The 18,005-nt window shown below is 47.6% G+C and carries 18 protein-coding genes; 17 read left to right on the top strand and 1 reads right to left on the bottom strand.

Annotated features, from left to right (window positions below):
- Positions 1-25 precede the first annotated feature (25 nt).
- The 8 genes from argJ to BMW55_RS01900 all read left to right on the top strand — a co-directional run bounded on the left by argJ (position 26) and on the right by BMW55_RS01900 (position 10,320).
- Positions 26-1,261: a bifunctional glutamate N-acetyltransferase/amino-acid acetyltransferase ArgJ gene (gene argJ / locus BMW55_RS01930; RefSeq protein WP_244527408.1), complete on the top strand. Its 1,236-nt coding sequence runs from the start codon at positions 26-28 to the stop codon at positions 1,259-1,261.
- 13 nt (positions 1,262-1,274) lie between these two features.
- On the top strand, positions 1,275-1,421 hold the full coding sequence (locus BMW55_RS19200) for a hypothetical protein (protein ID WP_170839688.1): 147 nt from the start codon (positions 1,275-1,277) through the stop codon (positions 1,419-1,421).
- Between the two features lie 153 nt (positions 1,422-1,574).
- On the top strand, positions 1,575-2,378 hold the full coding sequence (gene argB, locus BMW55_RS01925; protein WP_244527407.1) for an acetylglutamate kinase: 804 nt from the start codon (positions 1,575-1,577) through the stop codon (positions 2,376-2,378).
- Positions 2,347-3,522 carry an acetylornithine transaminase gene (locus BMW55_RS01920; protein WP_089964783.1) on the top strand — a complete coding sequence of 392 codons (1,176 nt, stop codon included), beginning with the start codon at positions 2,347-2,349 and terminating at the stop codon, positions 3,520-3,522. The genes argB and BMW55_RS01920 overlap by 32 nt, the downstream gene beginning before the upstream one ends.
- 213 nt (positions 3,523-3,735) lie before the next feature.
- A complete protein-coding gene (locus tag BMW55_RS01915; protein WP_089964781.1) occupies positions 3,736-5,043 on the top strand; it encodes a cell wall-binding repeat-containing protein in 1,308 nt (435 codons plus the stop codon).
- Positions 4,974-6,176: a family 10 glycosylhydrolase gene (locus BMW55_RS01910; protein WP_089964779.1), complete on the top strand. Its 1,203-nt coding sequence runs from the start codon at positions 4,974-4,976 to the stop codon at positions 6,174-6,176. Before BMW55_RS01915 ends, BMW55_RS01910 begins: the two co-directional genes overlap by 70 nt.
- 314 nt (positions 6,177-6,490) lie before the next feature.
- Positions 6,491-8,722, top strand: a complete 2,232-nt coding sequence (locus BMW55_RS01905; protein ID WP_089964777.1) for a cell wall-binding repeat-containing protein — start codon at positions 6,491-6,493, stop codon at positions 8,720-8,722.
- Positions 8,723-9,015: 293 nt separating this feature from the next.
- Positions 9,016-10,320 (top strand): ArsB/NhaD family transporter, encoded by a 1,305-nt coding sequence (locus tag BMW55_RS01900; protein ID WP_089964775.1) that lies wholly within the window; start codon positions 9,016-9,018, stop codon positions 10,318-10,320.
- 270 nt (positions 10,321-10,590) lie between these two features.
- Here BMW55_RS01900 and BMW55_RS19195 read toward each other — a convergent pair whose 3' ends face one another.
- Positions 10,591-10,995 (bottom strand): hypothetical protein, encoded by a 405-nt coding sequence (locus BMW55_RS19195; RefSeq protein WP_170839687.1) that lies wholly within the window; start codon positions 10,993-10,995, stop codon positions 10,591-10,593.
- Here BMW55_RS19195 and BMW55_RS01895 point away from each other — a divergent pair.
- The 9 genes from BMW55_RS01895 (at position 10,963) to BMW55_RS01860 (ending at position 17,892) form a co-directional block, all read left to right on the top strand.
- Complete coding sequence (locus tag BMW55_RS01895) at positions 10,963-12,525, top strand: RHS repeat-associated core domain-containing protein (protein ID WP_170839686.1); 1,563 nt, start codon at positions 10,963-10,965, stop codon at positions 12,523-12,525. The two genes, BMW55_RS19195 and BMW55_RS01895, sit on opposite strands and share 33 nt — an antisense overlap.
- Entirely contained in the window at positions 12,507-13,106 is a 600-nt protein-coding gene (locus BMW55_RS01890; RefSeq protein ID WP_089964770.1) for a polymorphic toxin type 28 domain-containing protein, read from the top strand. Before BMW55_RS01895 ends, BMW55_RS01890 begins: the two co-directional genes overlap by 19 nt.
- Before the next feature lie 137 nt (positions 13,107-13,243).
- Entirely contained in the window at positions 13,244-14,095 is an 852-nt protein-coding gene (locus BMW55_RS01885) for a contact-dependent growth inhibition system immunity protein (RefSeq protein ID WP_089964768.1), read from the top strand.
- 321 nt (positions 14,096-14,416) lie between these two features.
- Positions 14,417-15,415 (top strand): RHS repeat protein, encoded by a 999-nt coding sequence (locus tag BMW55_RS01880; protein WP_211663649.1) that lies wholly within the window; start codon positions 14,417-14,419, stop codon positions 15,413-15,415.
- 115 nt (positions 15,416-15,530) lie between these two features.
- Positions 15,531-15,833 (top strand): hypothetical protein, encoded by a 303-nt coding sequence (locus tag BMW55_RS01875; protein ID WP_244527406.1) that lies wholly within the window; start codon positions 15,531-15,533, stop codon positions 15,831-15,833.
- Between the two features lie 15 nt (positions 15,834-15,848).
- Positions 15,849-16,205 (top strand): hypothetical protein, encoded by a 357-nt coding sequence (locus BMW55_RS01870; RefSeq protein ID WP_089964764.1) that lies wholly within the window; start codon positions 15,849-15,851, stop codon positions 16,203-16,205.
- Between the two features lie 252 nt (positions 16,206-16,457).
- Positions 16,458-17,033, top strand: a complete 576-nt coding sequence (locus BMW55_RS01865) for a hypothetical protein (protein ID WP_139179411.1) — start codon at positions 16,458-16,460, stop codon at positions 17,031-17,033.
- Positions 17,034-17,404: 371 nt separating this feature from the next.
- Positions 17,405-17,530 carry a hypothetical protein gene (locus BMW55_RS19790; RefSeq protein WP_280139727.1) on the top strand — a complete coding sequence of 42 codons (126 nt, stop codon included), beginning with the start codon at positions 17,405-17,407 and terminating at the stop codon, positions 17,528-17,530.
- A complete protein-coding gene (locus BMW55_RS01860) occupies positions 17,518-17,892 on the top strand; it encodes a hypothetical protein (RefSeq protein WP_089964760.1) in 375 nt (124 codons plus the stop codon). Before BMW55_RS19790 ends, BMW55_RS01860 begins: the two co-directional genes overlap by 13 nt.
- Positions 17,893-18,005: the final 113 nt, after the last annotated feature.

Below are 18,005 nucleotides of genomic sequence, written 5' to 3'. Positions count from 1 at the left end.
TTACAGAAAAGGAGAGAATGGACGATTGAACACCCAATTATCGATCCAACCGCCATTTGAAGTGGCGGAAGACCCCAAAATCACTTCGCCGCTTGGATTTACAGCGGCGGGAGTCCACTGCGGCATCAAGAGAAAGCGTAAAGATCTGGGAATCATCATCTGTTCCGTGCCCGCTGCCGCCGCAGCCGTGTATACCACCAATGCGTTTCAAGCACCGCCGCTCAAAGTGACCCAGGAAAGCATCGGCGTGGAAGGAAAGCTGAGAGCGTTTGTGGTCAACAGCGGAAATGCCAATGCCTGTACGGGACAGCGGGGATTGCAGGATGCCTACCAGACAAGAGAGGAGACGGCATCGCTTCTCGGGATCCCGGCCCACCAAGTGGGAGTGGTTTCCACCGGCGTGATCGGCGAGTATTTGCCGATGGAGAAAATGCTCTCCGGTCTCAAACAGGTAACGAAAGTAGCGAGCGCGGACGGTGACTCATCCTTTGCTGAAGCGATTCTCACGACTGACACCTGCACCAAAAAAGCGGAAGCCCAATGTGAAATAGACGGAAAAACGGTGAAGATTGCCGGGGTTGCCAAGGGTTCGGGCATGATTGAGCCCAATATGGCGACCATGCTCGGCTTTGTCACTACCGATGCCGTGATCGATCCCAACCAGCTGCAATCGTTGCTGTGGCAAACAACGGATGAAACATTCAATATGATCACCGTGGACGGGGATTGCAGCACCAATGACATGGTGGTGGTGATGGCCAGCGGCCTGGCCGGAAACCAGCCTCTCAACCCCCAGCACCCGGAGTGGCCCAAGTTCCGGGCGGCGTTTGGATATGTGTGCCGGGAGCTGGCCAAACAGATTGCCCGTGACGGCGAGGGGGCAACGCGACTGATCGAAGTCAAAGTGGAAGGAGCCCCCACACTCGAGGTGGCCCGTAAAATCGCCAAAGCGGTCGTGGGTTCCAGCCTGGTCAAAACGGCCGTGTTTGGAGCGGATGCCAACTGGGGCAGAATCTTATGCGCCGCCGGGTACGGGGAACCGATGTTGTTTCCGGATACGGTCGATGTCTATCTCGGGCCCATCGCCGTGGTCAAGGGAGGAGTGCCGGTTGTATACGAGGAGGAAGCAGCCTCCGAGGTGCTCAGACAGGAGAAGGTGGAAATCCGTTTGCACTTGAACCAGGGAGAGCATGCAGCCACCGCCTGGGGATGTGATCTCACTTACGAATACGTCAAAATCAACGCCAGTTATCGCACTTGAGAGAAAAGCGTCCATGTCTTTTCGACACAACTTTGGGATGAAAGGCAAAATCGTGCGGGGGGGGGCCGGGATTGGGCGAAGCGCCTTTGAGGCCGTACCCAGCGGTGACCGTGACGAAGGGTGGAAGCGGATCACCCGTCCCACGCGACAGCGGGATTGATCCGCGCCCCGGAGTGAGGGGCCGGAGCGGCCGGTTTGGATATCCTTGCCGGCCTCAAAAGCACGGAGACCCACACGGCCGACCGCCCCGTAGCACCTCAAAGAAACACACTTACTACACAGCCTGCGTTCAAAGAAAAAGGAGGGGGAAGAGGTGAAACAGACAGTTGTCATCAAATTGGGCGGCAGTGTCATGCATCAGTTGCATCCTACCTTTTTTACCGATTGCGTTGAATGGATGCGGAAAAATATTTCCCCGGTAATGATCCATGGCGGCGGCCCGATGATTTCGGAGTGGATGGGGAAACTCGGAAAAACTCCCCGTTTTGTGGAAGGGCGCCGGGTGACGGATGAAGAGACGCTGTCCATTGTGGAGATGGTCTTGGCAGGCAGGGTGAACAAACAGATCGTCACCCGGTTTGCCTCTCTGGGAGCCTCAGCCCTCGGACTCAGTGGGGTGGATCTTCAGCTGCTGCAAGTGAAGCCGCAAAATCCGGAGCTCGGATATGTGGGTGAAGTCATACAAGTTAACGGGAAAGCCATTTTCGGCCTGCTCGATCAAGGCTGGATTCCGGTCATCGCCACGCTCGGGACGGACCGCGAGGGGCAACATTACAATGTCAATGCGGATGAAGCGGCGGGTGCCATCGCCCGGGCGATCGGGGCTAAAGAGTTGATTCTGGTCACCGACGTAGACGGAATCCGCACGGGTGACGGCCATGTCTTGTCGGAAGCCACGCCCGGCATGGTTGAACACTATATCCAAACCGGTGTGATTACCGGAGGGATGATTCCCAAAGTGCGTTCGGGAATCCGCTGTCTGGAAGGAAGCGTGGACGTAGTCCGGATTGTAAACGGAACAAAACCCCATCCGCTTTCTGCCGCGACAGGCGGAACCCGGCTGATCAAAGAGGAGGTGGGGAACCGTGTCACTCTTTCCCAATTATCTTCGTCATGATATCGCCTTTGTGAAGGGCAAGGGGGCTGAACTGGAGGATGTCTTTGGTAACAAGTACCTGGATTTCGGGTCAGGAATCGGAGTTACCAATCTGGGCCACTCCCACCCGCGTGTCACCCGGGCGGTGACGGAGCAAGCCCAAAAACTCTGGCATGTCTCCAATCTGTTTACCATTCCCCAGCAGGAAGAAGCGGCCCGCCTCCTGTGCGAGGCCGGCGGCATGGGCGCTGTCTTTTTCTGCAACAGCGGGGCGGAAGCCAATGAAGCGGCCATCAAACTGGCGCGCAAGTGGGGGAAAGAAGCAAAAATTATTTTGGAGCCGGAAATCATTACATTTCAAAACTCCTTTCACGGACGGACGCTTGCGACCTTGACGGCCACCGGGCAGGACAAGGTGAAAAAAGGATTTGATCCGCTGCCGAGAGGATTCCGCATCCTCCCTTACCAGGACATGGATGCCGTGAAAAGAGCGACCGGAGCGACCACAGCCGCTGTCTTCCTGGAGCTGGTACAGGGGGAAGGAGGAGTCCGGCCGGCCGATTACGATTTCGTTCAAGAGCTGGCCGCCTGGTGTAAAGAAAAAAATCTCCTGCTGATGATCGACGAAGTACAGACCGGAATCGGGCGGACCGGTGAATGCTTCGCGTTTCAAGCTTATGATATCCAGCCGGACGTGGTCACGCTGGCCAAAGGTCTCGGAAACGGCTTTCCGGTCGGCGCACTGATGGCAAAGGAAGCGATCAAGCCGATCTTAAGCCCGGGCAGCCACGGCTCCACCTTCGGCGGGAATCCGCTGGCCATGGCTGCGGTGATTGCCGTTTTGCAAGAACTGAAGGAGACCTCTTTGCTCACCGAGGCCAAAGAGAAAGGGAAGTATCTGCATCAGCTGCTGACCGCGGAACTGGCGGAAGTCCCGGAAGTGAAAGAGATTCGCGCCCTCGGCCTCATGGTGGGCATCCAGCTGGATGTACCGGCGGGTCCGCTGATCAAACAGCTGCTTGAACAGGGACTTGTCGCCTTGCCGGCCGGGGAGAACGTGTTACGTCTGCTGCCTCCTCTGGTGATCAGCAAAGAACAGATCGAGCAGGGAGTCGCCATCATCAAACGGGTATTGGTCGGAAGTAAAGAAGCACAATTGGTATAGTTGCATAGGGGAAATCATTCACAGGCTGTTGACCGGCAACGATCAACAGCCTTTTTTCTCGAAACGGAAAACGGACTATAGATAATTTTATTTAAGAGAAAGAAAAATCTACTCAATTCCGAATACAATATAAGGAGGGTTTATCATAAACGCATTTCTCCCGCCTCCGGGAAAAGGGGATCGAGTCAACCAGCGTATTTAAGGGGGAATCGAATGGATCATCATCAAGCCAAAGGCAGAAAAGCCTTGGTTTTAGGAGTGTTAGCCGCCGTTTCACTTACGACCATCTGTTCAACAAAGGAGGCAACCACTTTGGAGTCCGGACCCGGTCTGAAGCGTCTCGCCGGAGCGACCCGTTATGAAACGTCGGTCAACATCAGCAAAGAGCTCAATGCTTTGGGATTGGTTTCCGACACCGTGGTGATTGCCCGCGGCGATCTTTATGCCGATGCTTTATTCGGGGGCCCGCTGGCAGCGAAAAGCAAATCGCCGATTCTGTTGACACCGACCGCTTCGTTAAGAGAGGAGACCAAAGCGGAAATTCAGCGCCGCAAACCTTCAAGAGCGGTGATTCTCGGCGGAACGGGTGCCGTTTCCGCCACGGTGGAATCCCAGTTAAAAAGTTTGGGTGTTGCCACCGTTGAGCGGATTGCCGGGGCAGACCGCTATGCCGGATCGGCCCTGACCTCAGAGAAGGTTGTCGCCGGAGGGACAGCCGATACAGCCATCATCGCGAGCGGGTTAAACTTTCCTGATGCGCTGTCCGCTTCCAGTGTCGCCGCCCAAAAAGGCTGGCCCATTCTGCTGGTAAAAACGGATCTGATTCCGTCGCCGATTCAGCAATTTATTGCCAGGCACAGGGAAATCAAAAACTTTATCATCATCGGCGGGCCGGCTGTCGTATCCGATCAGGTCAAAACCCAGCTGCAATCTTACGGAACGGTCACCCGAATCGGCGGAGCCAACCGCTATGAAGTGTCGGTCCATGTAGCCAAGCATTTTAAGTTGCCGGTCGATTCCCTGATCTTTGCAAATGGACAGGATTTTCCTGACGCTCTTTCCGGCGGTCCGCTGGCCGGCTGTACTGGATCACCGATCATCCTGACCAAACCAGCGGTATTGCCCCCGGAAGCCTCTTCTTATTTAAGGGAGATCAAAGAGACAAAAGGTGAATTTTACAAAGGGTATATACTGGGCGGAACCGGATCGGTCTCCGCAGAAGTGGAACGAATGATCAGCAGCTTTACGACCTATCCCCCCAAAAAAGAACTTCGCGCTTTCTGGGTCGATATGTTCCGAAACGGGGCGAAAACACCGGCCCAGGTCGATCAGCTGTTGCTCGATGTAAAAAAGGCGAAAGCGAATGCGATTTTCCTGCAAGTCCGCCGCCGCGGGGATGCCTTCTACAATAACAGCCTGGAGCCCCGCACCGAAGACCCGGATATGATCCGCTGCAAGATCTCATTCAGAAAGCCCATGCTTCCAACCCGCGCATCGAGGTACATGCCTGGTTTGCCATGATGCCGGTCTGGAATCAATCAACTCCGCCGAAAGACCCGAACCATGTTTTCAATCTCCATGGGCCCGGCAAAACGGGAAGGGACCTGTGGCTGAGCAAAAATTTTGCCGGTAGTTTTACGGGGGATGGCAATTCCGAATACGTGATCGATCCCGGCCACCCGGATGCGGCAGACTATACCATCAACGTCTTGAAACATGTAGCCGCTCATTACGATGTGGATGGCATACACATGGATCTGATCCGCTATATGGGAACGGATTGGGGATATAATCCGACCAGTGTGGACAGGTTTAACCAACGGTATGGCCGGACCGGGCTGCCGGACCCGAACGATGAAACCTGGAAGGCCTGGCGCAGGGAACAGGTGAATCACCTGGTTGAAAAAGCGTACGCCAACCTGCTCGCCGTAAAGCCAAACCTGGTGGTTTCAGCAGCAACGATCGCCTGGGGAAACGGACCCAAAACGATCGACGAGTACAAAGCATCGCTCACCATGAACAGCGCTCTTCAAGATTGGAATCGTTGGCTGGAGACGGGAGCCATCGATCTGGCCATTCCCATGAACTACTTCCGGGAATACGATCCAACGCAGAAGCAATATTACGAAAACTGGCTGGCCTGGGAAAAAGATCATCAATATAAGCGTAGGATCTCCGCCGGAGTCGGTCTCTACCTCAACTCCATCCCGGACGGACTGACTCAGATCCGCAAAGCCCGGCAGCCGTCTGTTTCGGGAAATAAACTGGCCGGCGTCCATCTTTACAGCTATGCGGTCACAAACAAGGATGGAGTACCGAACAGCGAGTTTTACGCCGCACTGTCAGAACCCAGTCCCTATGACAACCAGACCCCTGTATTGGCTGAACAAGTGGCTCCGCCCGTCCTGCCCTGGAAAGCGCAACCCATCACCGGGCACTTAACCGGAAAGGTTCTGTACAGCAACGGAACCATCAGCGACAACGAAACGGTCACCATCCGAGGTCCGGAATCCCGTACCGTGCAGACAGACGGCAGCGGCGATTATTCAGCGATTGACTTAAAACCCGGAACGTATACGATCACCTGTGGCAAGATCTCAAAAACCGTATCCATTACCGCCGGAAAAGTGACCCAGGCCAATCTGACGGATTAAATCGTCAACGATCAATCCGGTAAAGAAAGCGTAGGGATTTGTGATAAAATCAGAGAGGCGCATCACATGCTGCATGGCGGGCTGTTGGTTGTTGGCAGCAGCCCTTAACTGTGAAAGACAGGCAAGGTCGCAACGACCGGATTTTACCTGTTGATTGAGGATAAAAAATTCTCAAAAACGATCATTTTCAGTACCTAAAACGAAGGTGTTATGCGAATATAGTATATGCAGGGGCTTACATAGAGCAAAACCTGTCTTTGCACCGAGGGGATCGGAGTTTAAAAGAAGAGTGAGCATGATATAGGGGGAATCAAATGTCTCGTTGGAAATCGAAAGGCGGTATGCTATTCGTCTCAGGCATTGTTGCCGCGGTCGCTTTTTCCTTGCCGGTATACCCCTCCAGTTGGGCCAAGCCTCCGGTGGTCAAAATTTTGGCGGATGATGTCCGCCAGCAATTCCAAAGCGATTTTGCCAAAGGGAAAAGCGATAAGGTCAAGATGGAAGCGGAAGGAAAACAAGCCGTCCTCACTCTGCCGGGAACGGAAAAGAAAGCGGTATATACCTCTCCGGTGATTCAATCGGACATCGTGTTTACAGACGTAGGGATTCATTGGATCAATGATTCATTGGACAAAAAAGCATCCAAGAATCTGATCCGGTTTGAAGTCCGCACTTCTCCCGACGGAGAAAACTGGACGAAATGGACAAGAGTCCAGGTTGGGGATGACCGGGAAGGTCCGGATAGCAAACAGAATGCAGAAACATTCGGTGATTTGATTTATGCCGGCAAAGCGAGTTATGCCCAGTATCGTGTCCATCTGCAAAAGGGGCAAAAACTATTGCCGCGCGTGAAAGACATCAAGTTAACCTTTATTAACGCCCGCGACGGTAAAAAAGTAGAAAGCAAACAATCTTTTTGGCAAGTATTGTTTGATGCGGTGGACGCTGCTGTCGACCGGCCCAAGATTAAGACAAGGGCCGAATGGGGAGCAGATGAATCCCTTCGTTATGATGCGAACGGGAACGAGGTTGAGCCCCGTGAATATTTTAATGTGACGCACCTTGTTGTCCATCATACAGGTCATGATCTGGCCATCATCACCGATCCGGAAACGGGTCAAAAAAGACAGCAAACTCCGGAAGAAGCTCTCCGGGCTGACTACTATTATCATGCCAAAACCAAAGGTTGGGGAGATCTGGCTTACAATGCCGTCATCGGTCCGGACGGAACCATTTATGAGGGCAGAAAAGGAAAAGACGGGGCAGAAAATCTCCTCTCCGACGGCGTCGTGGGCTTCCATGCCTACTCCTTTAATAAAGGGACTTTTGGCGTGTCCGTAATGGGAAATTACGACAACAAACCGTTGCCAAGAGTGATGCGCAACTCCTTAATTAACCTTCTGTCCTACGAGGCAAAACTGTGGAATATCAATCCCACGGGCACGGCCGATTTTGTACGGAACTACGAATATGATGATCCAAATGTTCCAAAGGTAGATTATAAAGTACCTACCATTCAGGGGCACGGACTGCTGCCAAGGGCGCAAACCGCCTGCCCGGGCGCGTATATTAAACCCGATTTGCCAAACATCCGCAATGATGTAGCCTTGACCATCAAAGCGCGCACCAACTTGAAGCGGGTGGCCGGAGCGGACCGCTACGGCACATCTGCCAGCATCAGCAATGAAATCAGCGCATTGGGTAATCTTTCCGATACCGTCGTGATTGCCCGCGGCGATGATTTCCCGGATGCCCTGTCCGGCGGGCCGCTGGCAGCGAAAAGCAAATCACCCATCCTGCTGACACCCACGAGCACATTAAAGCCGGATATCCAGGCTGAGATCCAGCGCCGCAAACCGACGAATGCCGTGATCCTCGGCGGAACGGGGGCTGTCTCCGCCAATGTGGAAACCCAGCTGAAAAACCTGGGTGTAACAAACGTCACCCGCATTGCCGGAGCGGACCGTTACGTGGTTTCCGCCTCCATCGCCAATCAAGTGACGTCCGGCGGGACAGCTGACACGGCCATCATCGCCAGCGGGTTGAACTTCCCGGATGCGCTGGCTGCCTCCAGCATTGCCGCCCAGGAAGGCTGGCCGATTTTGCTGGTGAAGACCGACTTGATCCCAACTCCGATCCAACAGTTTATCGACAATCACCCCGAGATTAAAAACTTCTACATCGTCGGCGGCTCCGGAGTGGTTTCCGACCGGGTGAAAACACAGTTGGCAACCAAAGGAACCGTCACCCGGATCGATGGAGCCAACCGTTTCGCAACAGCGGTCAATGTGGCCAAAACATTTAACATGAGCGCCTCTTCGCTGGTATTCGCAAATGGGAATGGTTTCCCGGATGCCCTGTCCGGCGGCCCGCTGGCGGCTTATACGGCCTCCCCGGTGATCCTGACGAAACCATCTGTTCTTCCTACTGAAGTACAGTCGTACCTGACCGGGAAGAAAGGCGAGTTTCAAAAGGGATACATCCTTGGCGGAGAAGGAGTCGTATATCCGGAAGTGGAACGGCAAATTGCAAGTTATACCCCGTAGTTTTCATCATGCACCGTTCCCCACATGTGGGGCGGTGCTTTTTTATTTTCTCTTCAGTCGAAGAGATTAGCCAAGCGACCGTAGGAAGTCCCTTTGTCAGAAATCCCCTGCCTTTAATTCATGGGGGTGTGGTCAAGAAATGGTTATGTTACCGGATTTTAGACAGAGTCATAATTCTTTACTGACTCAAGTTTTTTATGTATAATGTGAATGAATTAAATAAGAGAAGTGTTTTAGGAGGAGCCTGTCACCAAGGGGCTCCTCTATTTATTTTTAGGAGGGGAGAGGAGAAAATGGAAACCATTTTGGCGATTGTGGTCTTTTTGCTCACTTATGCCGTTCTCGTCACGGAAAAAATCAACCGTGCCGTACTCGCCTTGACAGGTGCCGCTCTGATGGTACTGTTGGGCATTCTGGATGTGGAAAAAGCATTCAAAGAATATATCGAGTGGAATACCATCGCTCTTTTGATCGGGATGATGATCATTGTCGGAATCACCAACAAAACGGGTGTGTTCCAATATGTGGCCATCAAATCGGCCAAAGCTGCGGGCGGCCACCCGATGCGCATCCTGATCAGCCTTTCCTTGCTGACCGCCCTGGCATCGGCATTTCTCGATAATGTCACGACCGTGCTGTTAGTGGTTCCGGTCACGTTTTCCATTACGAGAATCCTTGGCGTCAATCCGGTTCCTTACTTAATCTCTGAAGTAATCGCTTCCAATATCGGGGGCACGGCCACCTTGATCGGCGATCCGCCCAATATCATGATCGGGTCGGCCAACAAGCATCTCACCTTCAACCAGTTCCTGATCCACCTGGGACCCGCCACCGCCGTGGTTCTCGCTGCCGCCTTACTGATGCTGTATCTGATCTACCGCAAAGAACTCAAAGGGGACGCCGTCAATAAAGAAAAGTTGATGAAGCTGAACGAACAGGACTTTATCAAAGATCCGGTCTTAATGAAGAAATCATTATTCGTGCTTGGCCTTACCATTCTGGGATTCATCCTGCATTCCGTTATTCACCTAGAAGCGTCGGTCATTGCCATGGCCGGGGCCACCTTGCTGATGCTGATCGGCCTTAAGGAAGAGCAGATCGAAGAAGCTTTCCATTCCGTGGAATGGATCTCCATCTTTTTCTTCGCCGGACTGTTTACCCTGGTAGGCGGATTGCAGGAAGTGGGCGTGATCAAAGCATTGGCTACCCAGGTGCTGGACATCACCAACGGCGACATTTCCTACGCGGCCGTCCTCATTTTGTGGATCTCCGGAGTGGCGTCCGCCTTTATCGACAACATCCCGTTTGTCGCCACCATGATCCCTTTGATCAAAGACATGGCCGAAGGATTGGGACTGGCCGTCAGCTCCCCGCAAATCAACGCCCTCTGGTGGTCCCTGGCGCTCGGGGCCTGCCTCGGCGGCAACGGGACCATCATCGGCGCCTCCGCCAATGTGATAGTGGCCAGCCTGGCCGACCGGGAGGGCAAAGGCTTCAGCTATATGGAGTTTCTCAAGGTAGGAGCCCCGATCACCTTTGTCTCGCTGGTGATTTCCCATGTGTATATTTACTTGCGGTATTTGATCTTTTTGCCGTAACGGGTGAGAAGAGGATAGCGGTGTGAACAGAAAGGCAGGGTTCGGTTCCTGATGTGACCGGATCCCCTGCCTTTCTCTGTCTGCACTTAAAATCTCCCTCCACACCGAAAGATAATATGGATGTTTATTTGGGTTTGAATTAGATTTATAAACTAAATTGCTTGCAAAGCTTGATTCTGCTTATATAAGGAGTCTCTGTTCTTATGGCTTACGAACCTAAATGGGTATGATTTAATGCAAAGTGAAAGAAATGGAGTTTTTGATCTATCCTTACACTGGTATAAATGAACTACGTTTTGGAATGAAAAGAGAACAGGTACAGAAAATACTGGGAAAATTTTCTGCTAGAACCGAACAATTTACAACGACAGCAGAGGATGGAACAGAGTAGGAAAAGAGTACAAAGATTTGGAACGGAAAGTTAAATATTGTTATTAGAAAATTGTGTAAAATAGAACCTGGGTCCTGTTCAACTTTGACAAAACCGCCAGTGTCAAATTGACGGATAAAACCGCCAACACCGGTACCGGTCTGGTTGTCAGCGCCGATGCGGTCAAGCTCGAAAAAGACACCACGGGCGTGGTCGATGAAGAGCAAACCGACTTCGAGTATTCCTACGACCCGAACGGCAACATGACCCTCATGAAGGACAACTCGAAGCATGCGAAAATCCATCAATACGCCATCGCCTACACCGAGCTGAACCAGGTCAGCAAAGTGGATGAACAGGTGAAAAATGCGGAGGGAGTCTACACCACCAAACGCAGCATCACCTTCACCTACGACGAAAACGGCAACCCGCTCAACCGGAGCTACGACAGCGAGATCGCCGATTTCGAGTACGATGTCCGCAACCTGGTCACCAAGGTGACGCAGAAGAAGAATGCAGCCGATCTCAATCCGAAGGTGACCAGCTACACCTACAACGACAACGGACAAGTCGCGACCGAGAAGCTGCCAAACGGCAACATCACCACCTACTCTTACTACCTGGACAACAAATTGCAGATCCAGGAAACGAGAAAAGGCGGCTCCAACGGCACCATTGTCAACAAGCACAGCATCGATTACAACGCCAACGGGCATAAGATCAAGGATGTCGTGCAACTGGTCAATGCCAACGGCGCAAACGACAACCACACCCTGACCTATGAATACGATCCGATGGACCGGATCGCCAGGATGACCAAGGTGAACACCGCTACGGGTACAACACTCCGTACGGAAACCTATGAACATGACGCCAACCATAACGTCATCAAGCAAACGATCGGCAGCGACACGACGACATACACCTATGACCGCAACCGTCTGGTATCTGCCGTCACCAATGGAGTAACAGCAAAATACAACTATGACGTTTATGGGCGTTTGCGTTCGGTCACCTCGGGCAGCACTGTCATCGAAAGCTACAAATACGACGGGTTCGATCACATCATTGAACATAAGAAATGGAACGACCAAACCCAGGGTCTGGACACCACCAAATACGCATACGACCCGTTAGACCGTACCGTCAGCAAAACCATCAAAGCAGGTACAACCGGCGCCAAAACCACCGAGTTTGGTTACCTGGGACTCAGCGGAGAAGTCTTGACAGAGTCCGTGGCGGGAGTGGTGCAAAAATCTTACCTGTACTCCCCATGGGGCAAACGCCTGGCCATGGTGAAGCATGAGACTTTGGGAGACAAAAACTCCTACTACGGCTACAACCCTCACACGGATGTGGAGATGCTGTACAAAGAGGATGGCAGCGTCGAGGGGACCTATGGGTACACGGCATACGGAAAAGAAGACAAAGAGATGACCACAGGCCCGGATGCAGAAGGTAACCCGAACTACAATCCGGATGAACCGCATAACCCGTATCGCTACAGTGCCAAACGCTGGGATCCTGCGACCAAGTCTTATGACATGGGCTTCCGGGATTATTCGCCTGGGTTGAACCGCTTCTTGAGCTTGGATATGTATAACGGTGCATTGTCTGATATGGGACTCACCACGGACGTATGGACCAATAACCGTTATGCTTTTGCGGGAGGAAATCCGATTACCAATACGGATTACGACGGGCATATTCCAGTAGAAGTAAGTGATAGACCTTCAAATAACCCACATCGAGATTTTGTTACGCCAACAACTATCGATCTTATCGAGAAGATGTTGCAGGATTACCAGAAAGAAAAATGTCTGATCGTCAAGTAACAGATACAGATCGATTATTTAGTATCGGGATGGGTTTTGTACCTATCAATTCAGAGATTGGTGATGTTAGTAATGTACTATCAGGTAAAGATTGTTGGACAGGTGAAGAACAGTCTAGATTGTGGGGGATTGCTGGGTTACTTTCTCCTTTTGTAGGAGGATCTTCTCTCGAAGGTGGGTTTAAAAGTACTTGGGATTGGCTAAGTGCTAGATTTTCTAATGGTGGGGCTAAGGCAAGCTTTGACCATTTAAATGATAGACAAAGAGCTGTAGTAGAAACTATTGATAACCTTATTAATGATCACTTGAAACCACACGATTTTACAGGAGCGGAGAGAGATTTACAAGGAAATCCTGTTCCGAGAAAGGGTGGAGGTTACTATAATCACTTACAAGAGATGGTAGATACTCTTATTGGTTTAAAAAATGCAAGAAGAAAGTTGAGTGGGGCGCTAAAGAACCCCAATCTTGCTCCAGATGTGAGACAAACTTTACAAATCTATTATGACAAATCAGGTGATTATATCCGTCAAATTAATGAACTTTTTAGTAAGTATAATTACAATCCATATAAAAAGTAGGAAAAATCAAGATGAAATTAGTAAGGTTTTAATGTAGGATAACGAGTAGGAAGTTGGGTAACTATAAGGAAATGGCTATCTAGAAAATTTTAGGTAACCATTTCCTCGTTTATTATGAAGTGTAAGGTGATAAGATGATGGAACATAAGTTTAGTTTGTTAAAAATAAGTGACATTGGGAAAATGGAGGGAATTCAAGAGATAGAAAACATCAATTCTGACTATTCAATTACAAGCTGGCTAATTCAAATTCGCCACAAAAAAATTTCGGAGTTAAGCAACTTTGATTTATCTAGATTTTTAAGACAAGAATTGTTTCTAAAATATATTTGTTATGAAGTAATTAGTCGTCTTAAGACAAATCCTTTTCAAGGACATATGAGAGAAGGAGAGCTTTTAGAATTGTTGTCTAGATTAAATAAGGAGTTCTGGGAAGAGAACCCGTCCCTTCAAAGAGAGATAATACTATTATTAGATATAATCTTCGAAAAACACTTGCCGTTTATTAAAGAAGATGACTGGTTTGATGATGGAGATATAAGATACATCTTTCATTCATTATACAAACTTACCAGTAAGCTTCAAATTTTATATAAGTATGCAGACGCTTTTATTCAAACAGAGTTGGAATTAAGAGCTTTAGATTACTTTGGAAAACAATTAATAAAAGAGGTAAGAGATAACGCTCGCAGAGAAATTAATTCAAAATTTAATAATATATTGAAAGAAAACAACGAGCTTAGTAAAGGAATACAAACGCTTAATAAAGAACAAATACAGATGCTGAGAAGTTTTATCATGACAGCAGTTGACACCTTACTTTATCAACTTTTGTTTACGCTTGATCAAAATCCTGAAATTAAAATAAATGTAGACATTGATGGACAAGAAGTTAAAGATATAGGAAATAATGTTGGTACCAATGGGCTATATAGTAATTTATTTGGTCCAAAAGGATGGATTGCTAGGTACAGTAGTGAAAAAGAGTAGAATTCTCTTAATCTAGCCACGAAAAATGTTTTTGTCGAATTAGATTGACAGAACCAAAACGAAATCTGACATCAATAGATCTAGTAAGTTCTATGGATAGTGGAGCTGATGAGTATTATTTTGTACGTGATTTGCTCCGGGTAAAATCAAACCTGGTGAGTTGGAGCAAATTAAGAAAACTGGTTTTTATGAAAATCCAGGGTGGTTAAATATGAAATACTTTACAGCTACTAAATATGAAGCAGTGTTGTATGGAAAAATGGCTGCAAAATATGGTGAGGGTTCATATACCTTAACTTCAGCTATGACGTTTATGGGCGTTTGCGTTCGGTCACCTCGGGCAGCACTGTCATCGAAAGCTACAAATACGACGGGTTCGATCACATCATTGAACATAAGAAATGGAACGACCAAACCCAGGGTCTGGACACCACCAAATACGCATACGACCCGTTAGACCGTACCGTCAGCAAAACCATCAAAGCAGGTACAACCGGCGCCAAAACCACCGAGTTTGGTTACCTGGGACTCAGCGGAGAAGTCTTGACAGAGTCCGTGGCGGGAGTGGTGCAAAAATCTTACCTGTACTCGCCATGGGGCAAACGCCTGGCCATGGTGAAGCATGAGACTTTGGGAGACAAAAACTCCTACTACGGCTACAACCCTCACACGGATGTGGAGATGCTGTACAAAGAGGATGGCAGCGTCGAGGGGACCTATGGGTACACGGCATACGGAAAAGAAGACAAAGAGATGACCACAGGCCCGGATGCAGAAGGTAACCCGAACTACAATCCGGATGAACCGCATAACCCGTATCGCTACAGTGCCAAGCGTTGGGATCCTGCGACCAAGTCTTATGACATGGGCTTCCGGGATTATTCGCCTGGGTTGAACCGCTTCTTGAGCTTGGATATGTATAACGGTGCATTGTCTGATATGGGACTCACCACGGACGTATGGACCAACAACCGTTATGCGTTTACAGGCGGGAACCCCATTTCAAGAGTTGAGTTAGATGGTCATTATTTTGCAGGAATTGACGGAGAAAAATATGTAGAGAATCCGAATACTGGAATTGGGGAGATATCTGGATCTTCACGCCCAGGAGAGAATGGCCAGTATGAGACTATTAGGATGGGTTCAAATATCCAAATGGTTTCATATGATCCAGGTGTCACTGAACTTACTTTTGATGAAGCATTCAGCAAGATTTTAGAGGAATCAGGCTTAGGCTGGACTGAATATATTCCACTAGTAATGCTTGGTCGAAAGCAAGTTGTTGGTGCAGGGGAGAAAATGGTTCGCGAAAAATGCTGATCCATTCCGAGATATATTTGGTCCTGGAATCGAATCACATCCGGAAGAATGGAAACAAATCATTAGCCATATTGAGGAACTGGGTGGTAAGGTACATTATAGGGGTAATGGTACAATGGCCTATTCACCTACTTCCTCAGGTTCTCCTGGTGAAGTTTATATAGATGTAAACGCATCTATTAGTGCTCTAAGGCATGAGTATCAACATTTTCTCGATGATATGGCAGAGGGTTGGCCTGGGATGAGAGGATTATATGACCTTAAGAGCAGAACTAGAAAAGAGCTGAGAGCCTATTTAGCAGAAATACGTGAAGCTGAAAAATTAGGATATAAAGATGTAGTTGACCAATTGTGGAATAATTATCGAGAAGAAAGACAGCAACTAATTGACTTGCTTCTTGGAAGTAAAATTGAATAGTTTTGAGGTGGTTGTTTGAAATATCTAACTTTGATTAAAGAGATTCAGAGCGATAAATTAAGGGACGACGAGTTAATTGATTGCTTGGATATACCTCATAATTTCGTTCTAAGCAATGCAATTAAAAAAATTGTAAAAAAGAAATTGTGCAACCAAGACATCGTGTCGAAACTAGAAAAAATAAGCTCCTTAACGGCCAAAGAAAATAAATTAATGGGTATTTATACCGTAGGGCATTTGGCTATAGCTGCCTTGTATTTTTTAGACCATCCTATTTCCAGAGATAAGTATAAGGAGCTTTATATCAATTTGAGTGAATGGGATAAAGAGATTATTGAAAAGTTAACTACTGGTGACCCATTTTTAGACTGAGGTTTTTGTGGATTTTTCGGGGGTGTCCCAAAAGTAGATAAACCTACTTGAGGGTTGCCCCTTCTTTGTATTGTTTGTGAGTTGTTATTTCATTATTCGTGAAGATGGGGAGGTACCCCGTTTTAAGGAAATATGTAAACAAGACTACCAAGATGTAATATGGATTGCGCATAGTACAGATATTAAATCAGTCTATATCTCTAAATTTGGAAAAAATAGTCAAAGTCCCCGGTTTTCTTTCATAAACGAGTTATGAAGCTCTTAAATATAATTAATGAAACATTCCGTGAGTCTATGCCACCAGATGTACAACAATCTTTTAACGAGTTTTACCGAACATCTAGGACCTATATAGAAAATCAGAAGAAGATTCAAGAATGCTATAGGGAAGGAATGAAAATTGACGCTCAATTATTTGATACAAAAATAGTGACTTTAGAGCTTAACCAAAAGTTGGATTGGTATCACAGTGAGATAAGTCGTAGTGCATTCTGGCAAAATACGGTCCAGGTAGATACCTATGAAGATAGAAAAAAGCTATTACAATACTTATCTTCTCAAATATCAGCATTCGACTTGAAATTGTGGTTTGTTCTACAAGAATTAAGGTTTCATCACAATCAAATGTTGAACCGAAATAAAATGAATAAGAAAGATATTCAATTTATGGATGAGAATTATGAAGAATTAAAACATGAAATTCTTATTAGAAGAGGTTTTATGAAAAAACTTTATCAAAAATACGTAACCCTGTATAGTAATTATGAAAAATTAAATAGAAGATTGTTGAAAAATAAGAGTAACAACAGGAAGAATCTATTATTATAGACAAAAAATGGGTTCTTATGAAAGAGAATTCGAATATGCACCACAAGCTTATGAGCGTTATAGGAATATGACAGGGGATGTAAGCAAAATGCTCAAAATACTCTGTATCTCCTTTTTTATCCCATAAACGTCCAAAGTTCTTGTTTGAGTGATTTTCTACAACGTTTAATGTTCCCCCTTTCTTCAACACCCTCTTAATTTTATGATCATGTAATTGAGGAACTAAATTTTGGAATAATGAGGCAAACGAATGGGAAGAGAATTGAAATAGATTCATTGAAGCCATAATTTTTGGGAAGTTATTCTAATGTTTAATTGACAGTCTTCTTGCTCAAAGTTGCAAGAAACTGTCATTTTATAGGAGGAGCAAAATGTTAATAGATATTACAATCGATGAAAAGACAAAGTATTTTATTGATTTTAGCGAATCGACTATCTTTTTTCTTCCGCCCCATGAATTAAATGAAAAGTTATTATTAAGAGCATGGGGAATTTAGATAAAGATCTGCTAAAAGAGATAATGGGGATATCGGTTAGAGAAGATAGTTATATTGCTGGGATGTCAAAGATCCGGTTTTACGGTGTAAAAGGTGGAGAAATTAAGGTTTCTTTGTATGACCCACTTTCACCAGATGATTTTTTAAAAGATAGCCAGGGAAGAAGAGTTCAAATTTATCGCAAATGGGGAAGTTTAAATGAAGGAAATGTATATCGCTTTTTAGATGGGTGTGTGATTGATTGGCCAAGCGGTTTTGCGACTATCAATATTATTGCAGATAGTGTAAGTATAGAATTTGATACAGATAGTATGGTCTCGATAAAGGATTATAATTTAAATCCTGATAAATATTCTTTTTGATGTAAAAGAGAATAAATCCTTAATGCCCCCCATAAGTCCAGACAATTATGCAACTTTTTGAGTTAGCATTTGTCTAAATTCTCTTGGAGACCTGTAATTCAAAGCGGAGTGAG

Origin of the sequence: Lihuaxuella thermophila, from assembly GCF_900110165.1 — a bacterium.
GTDB lineage: Bacteria > Bacillota > Bacilli > Thermoactinomycetales > Thermoactinomycetaceae > Lihuaxuella > Lihuaxuella thermophila.
This window is presented reverse-complemented; position numbering and strand designations above follow the sequence as displayed.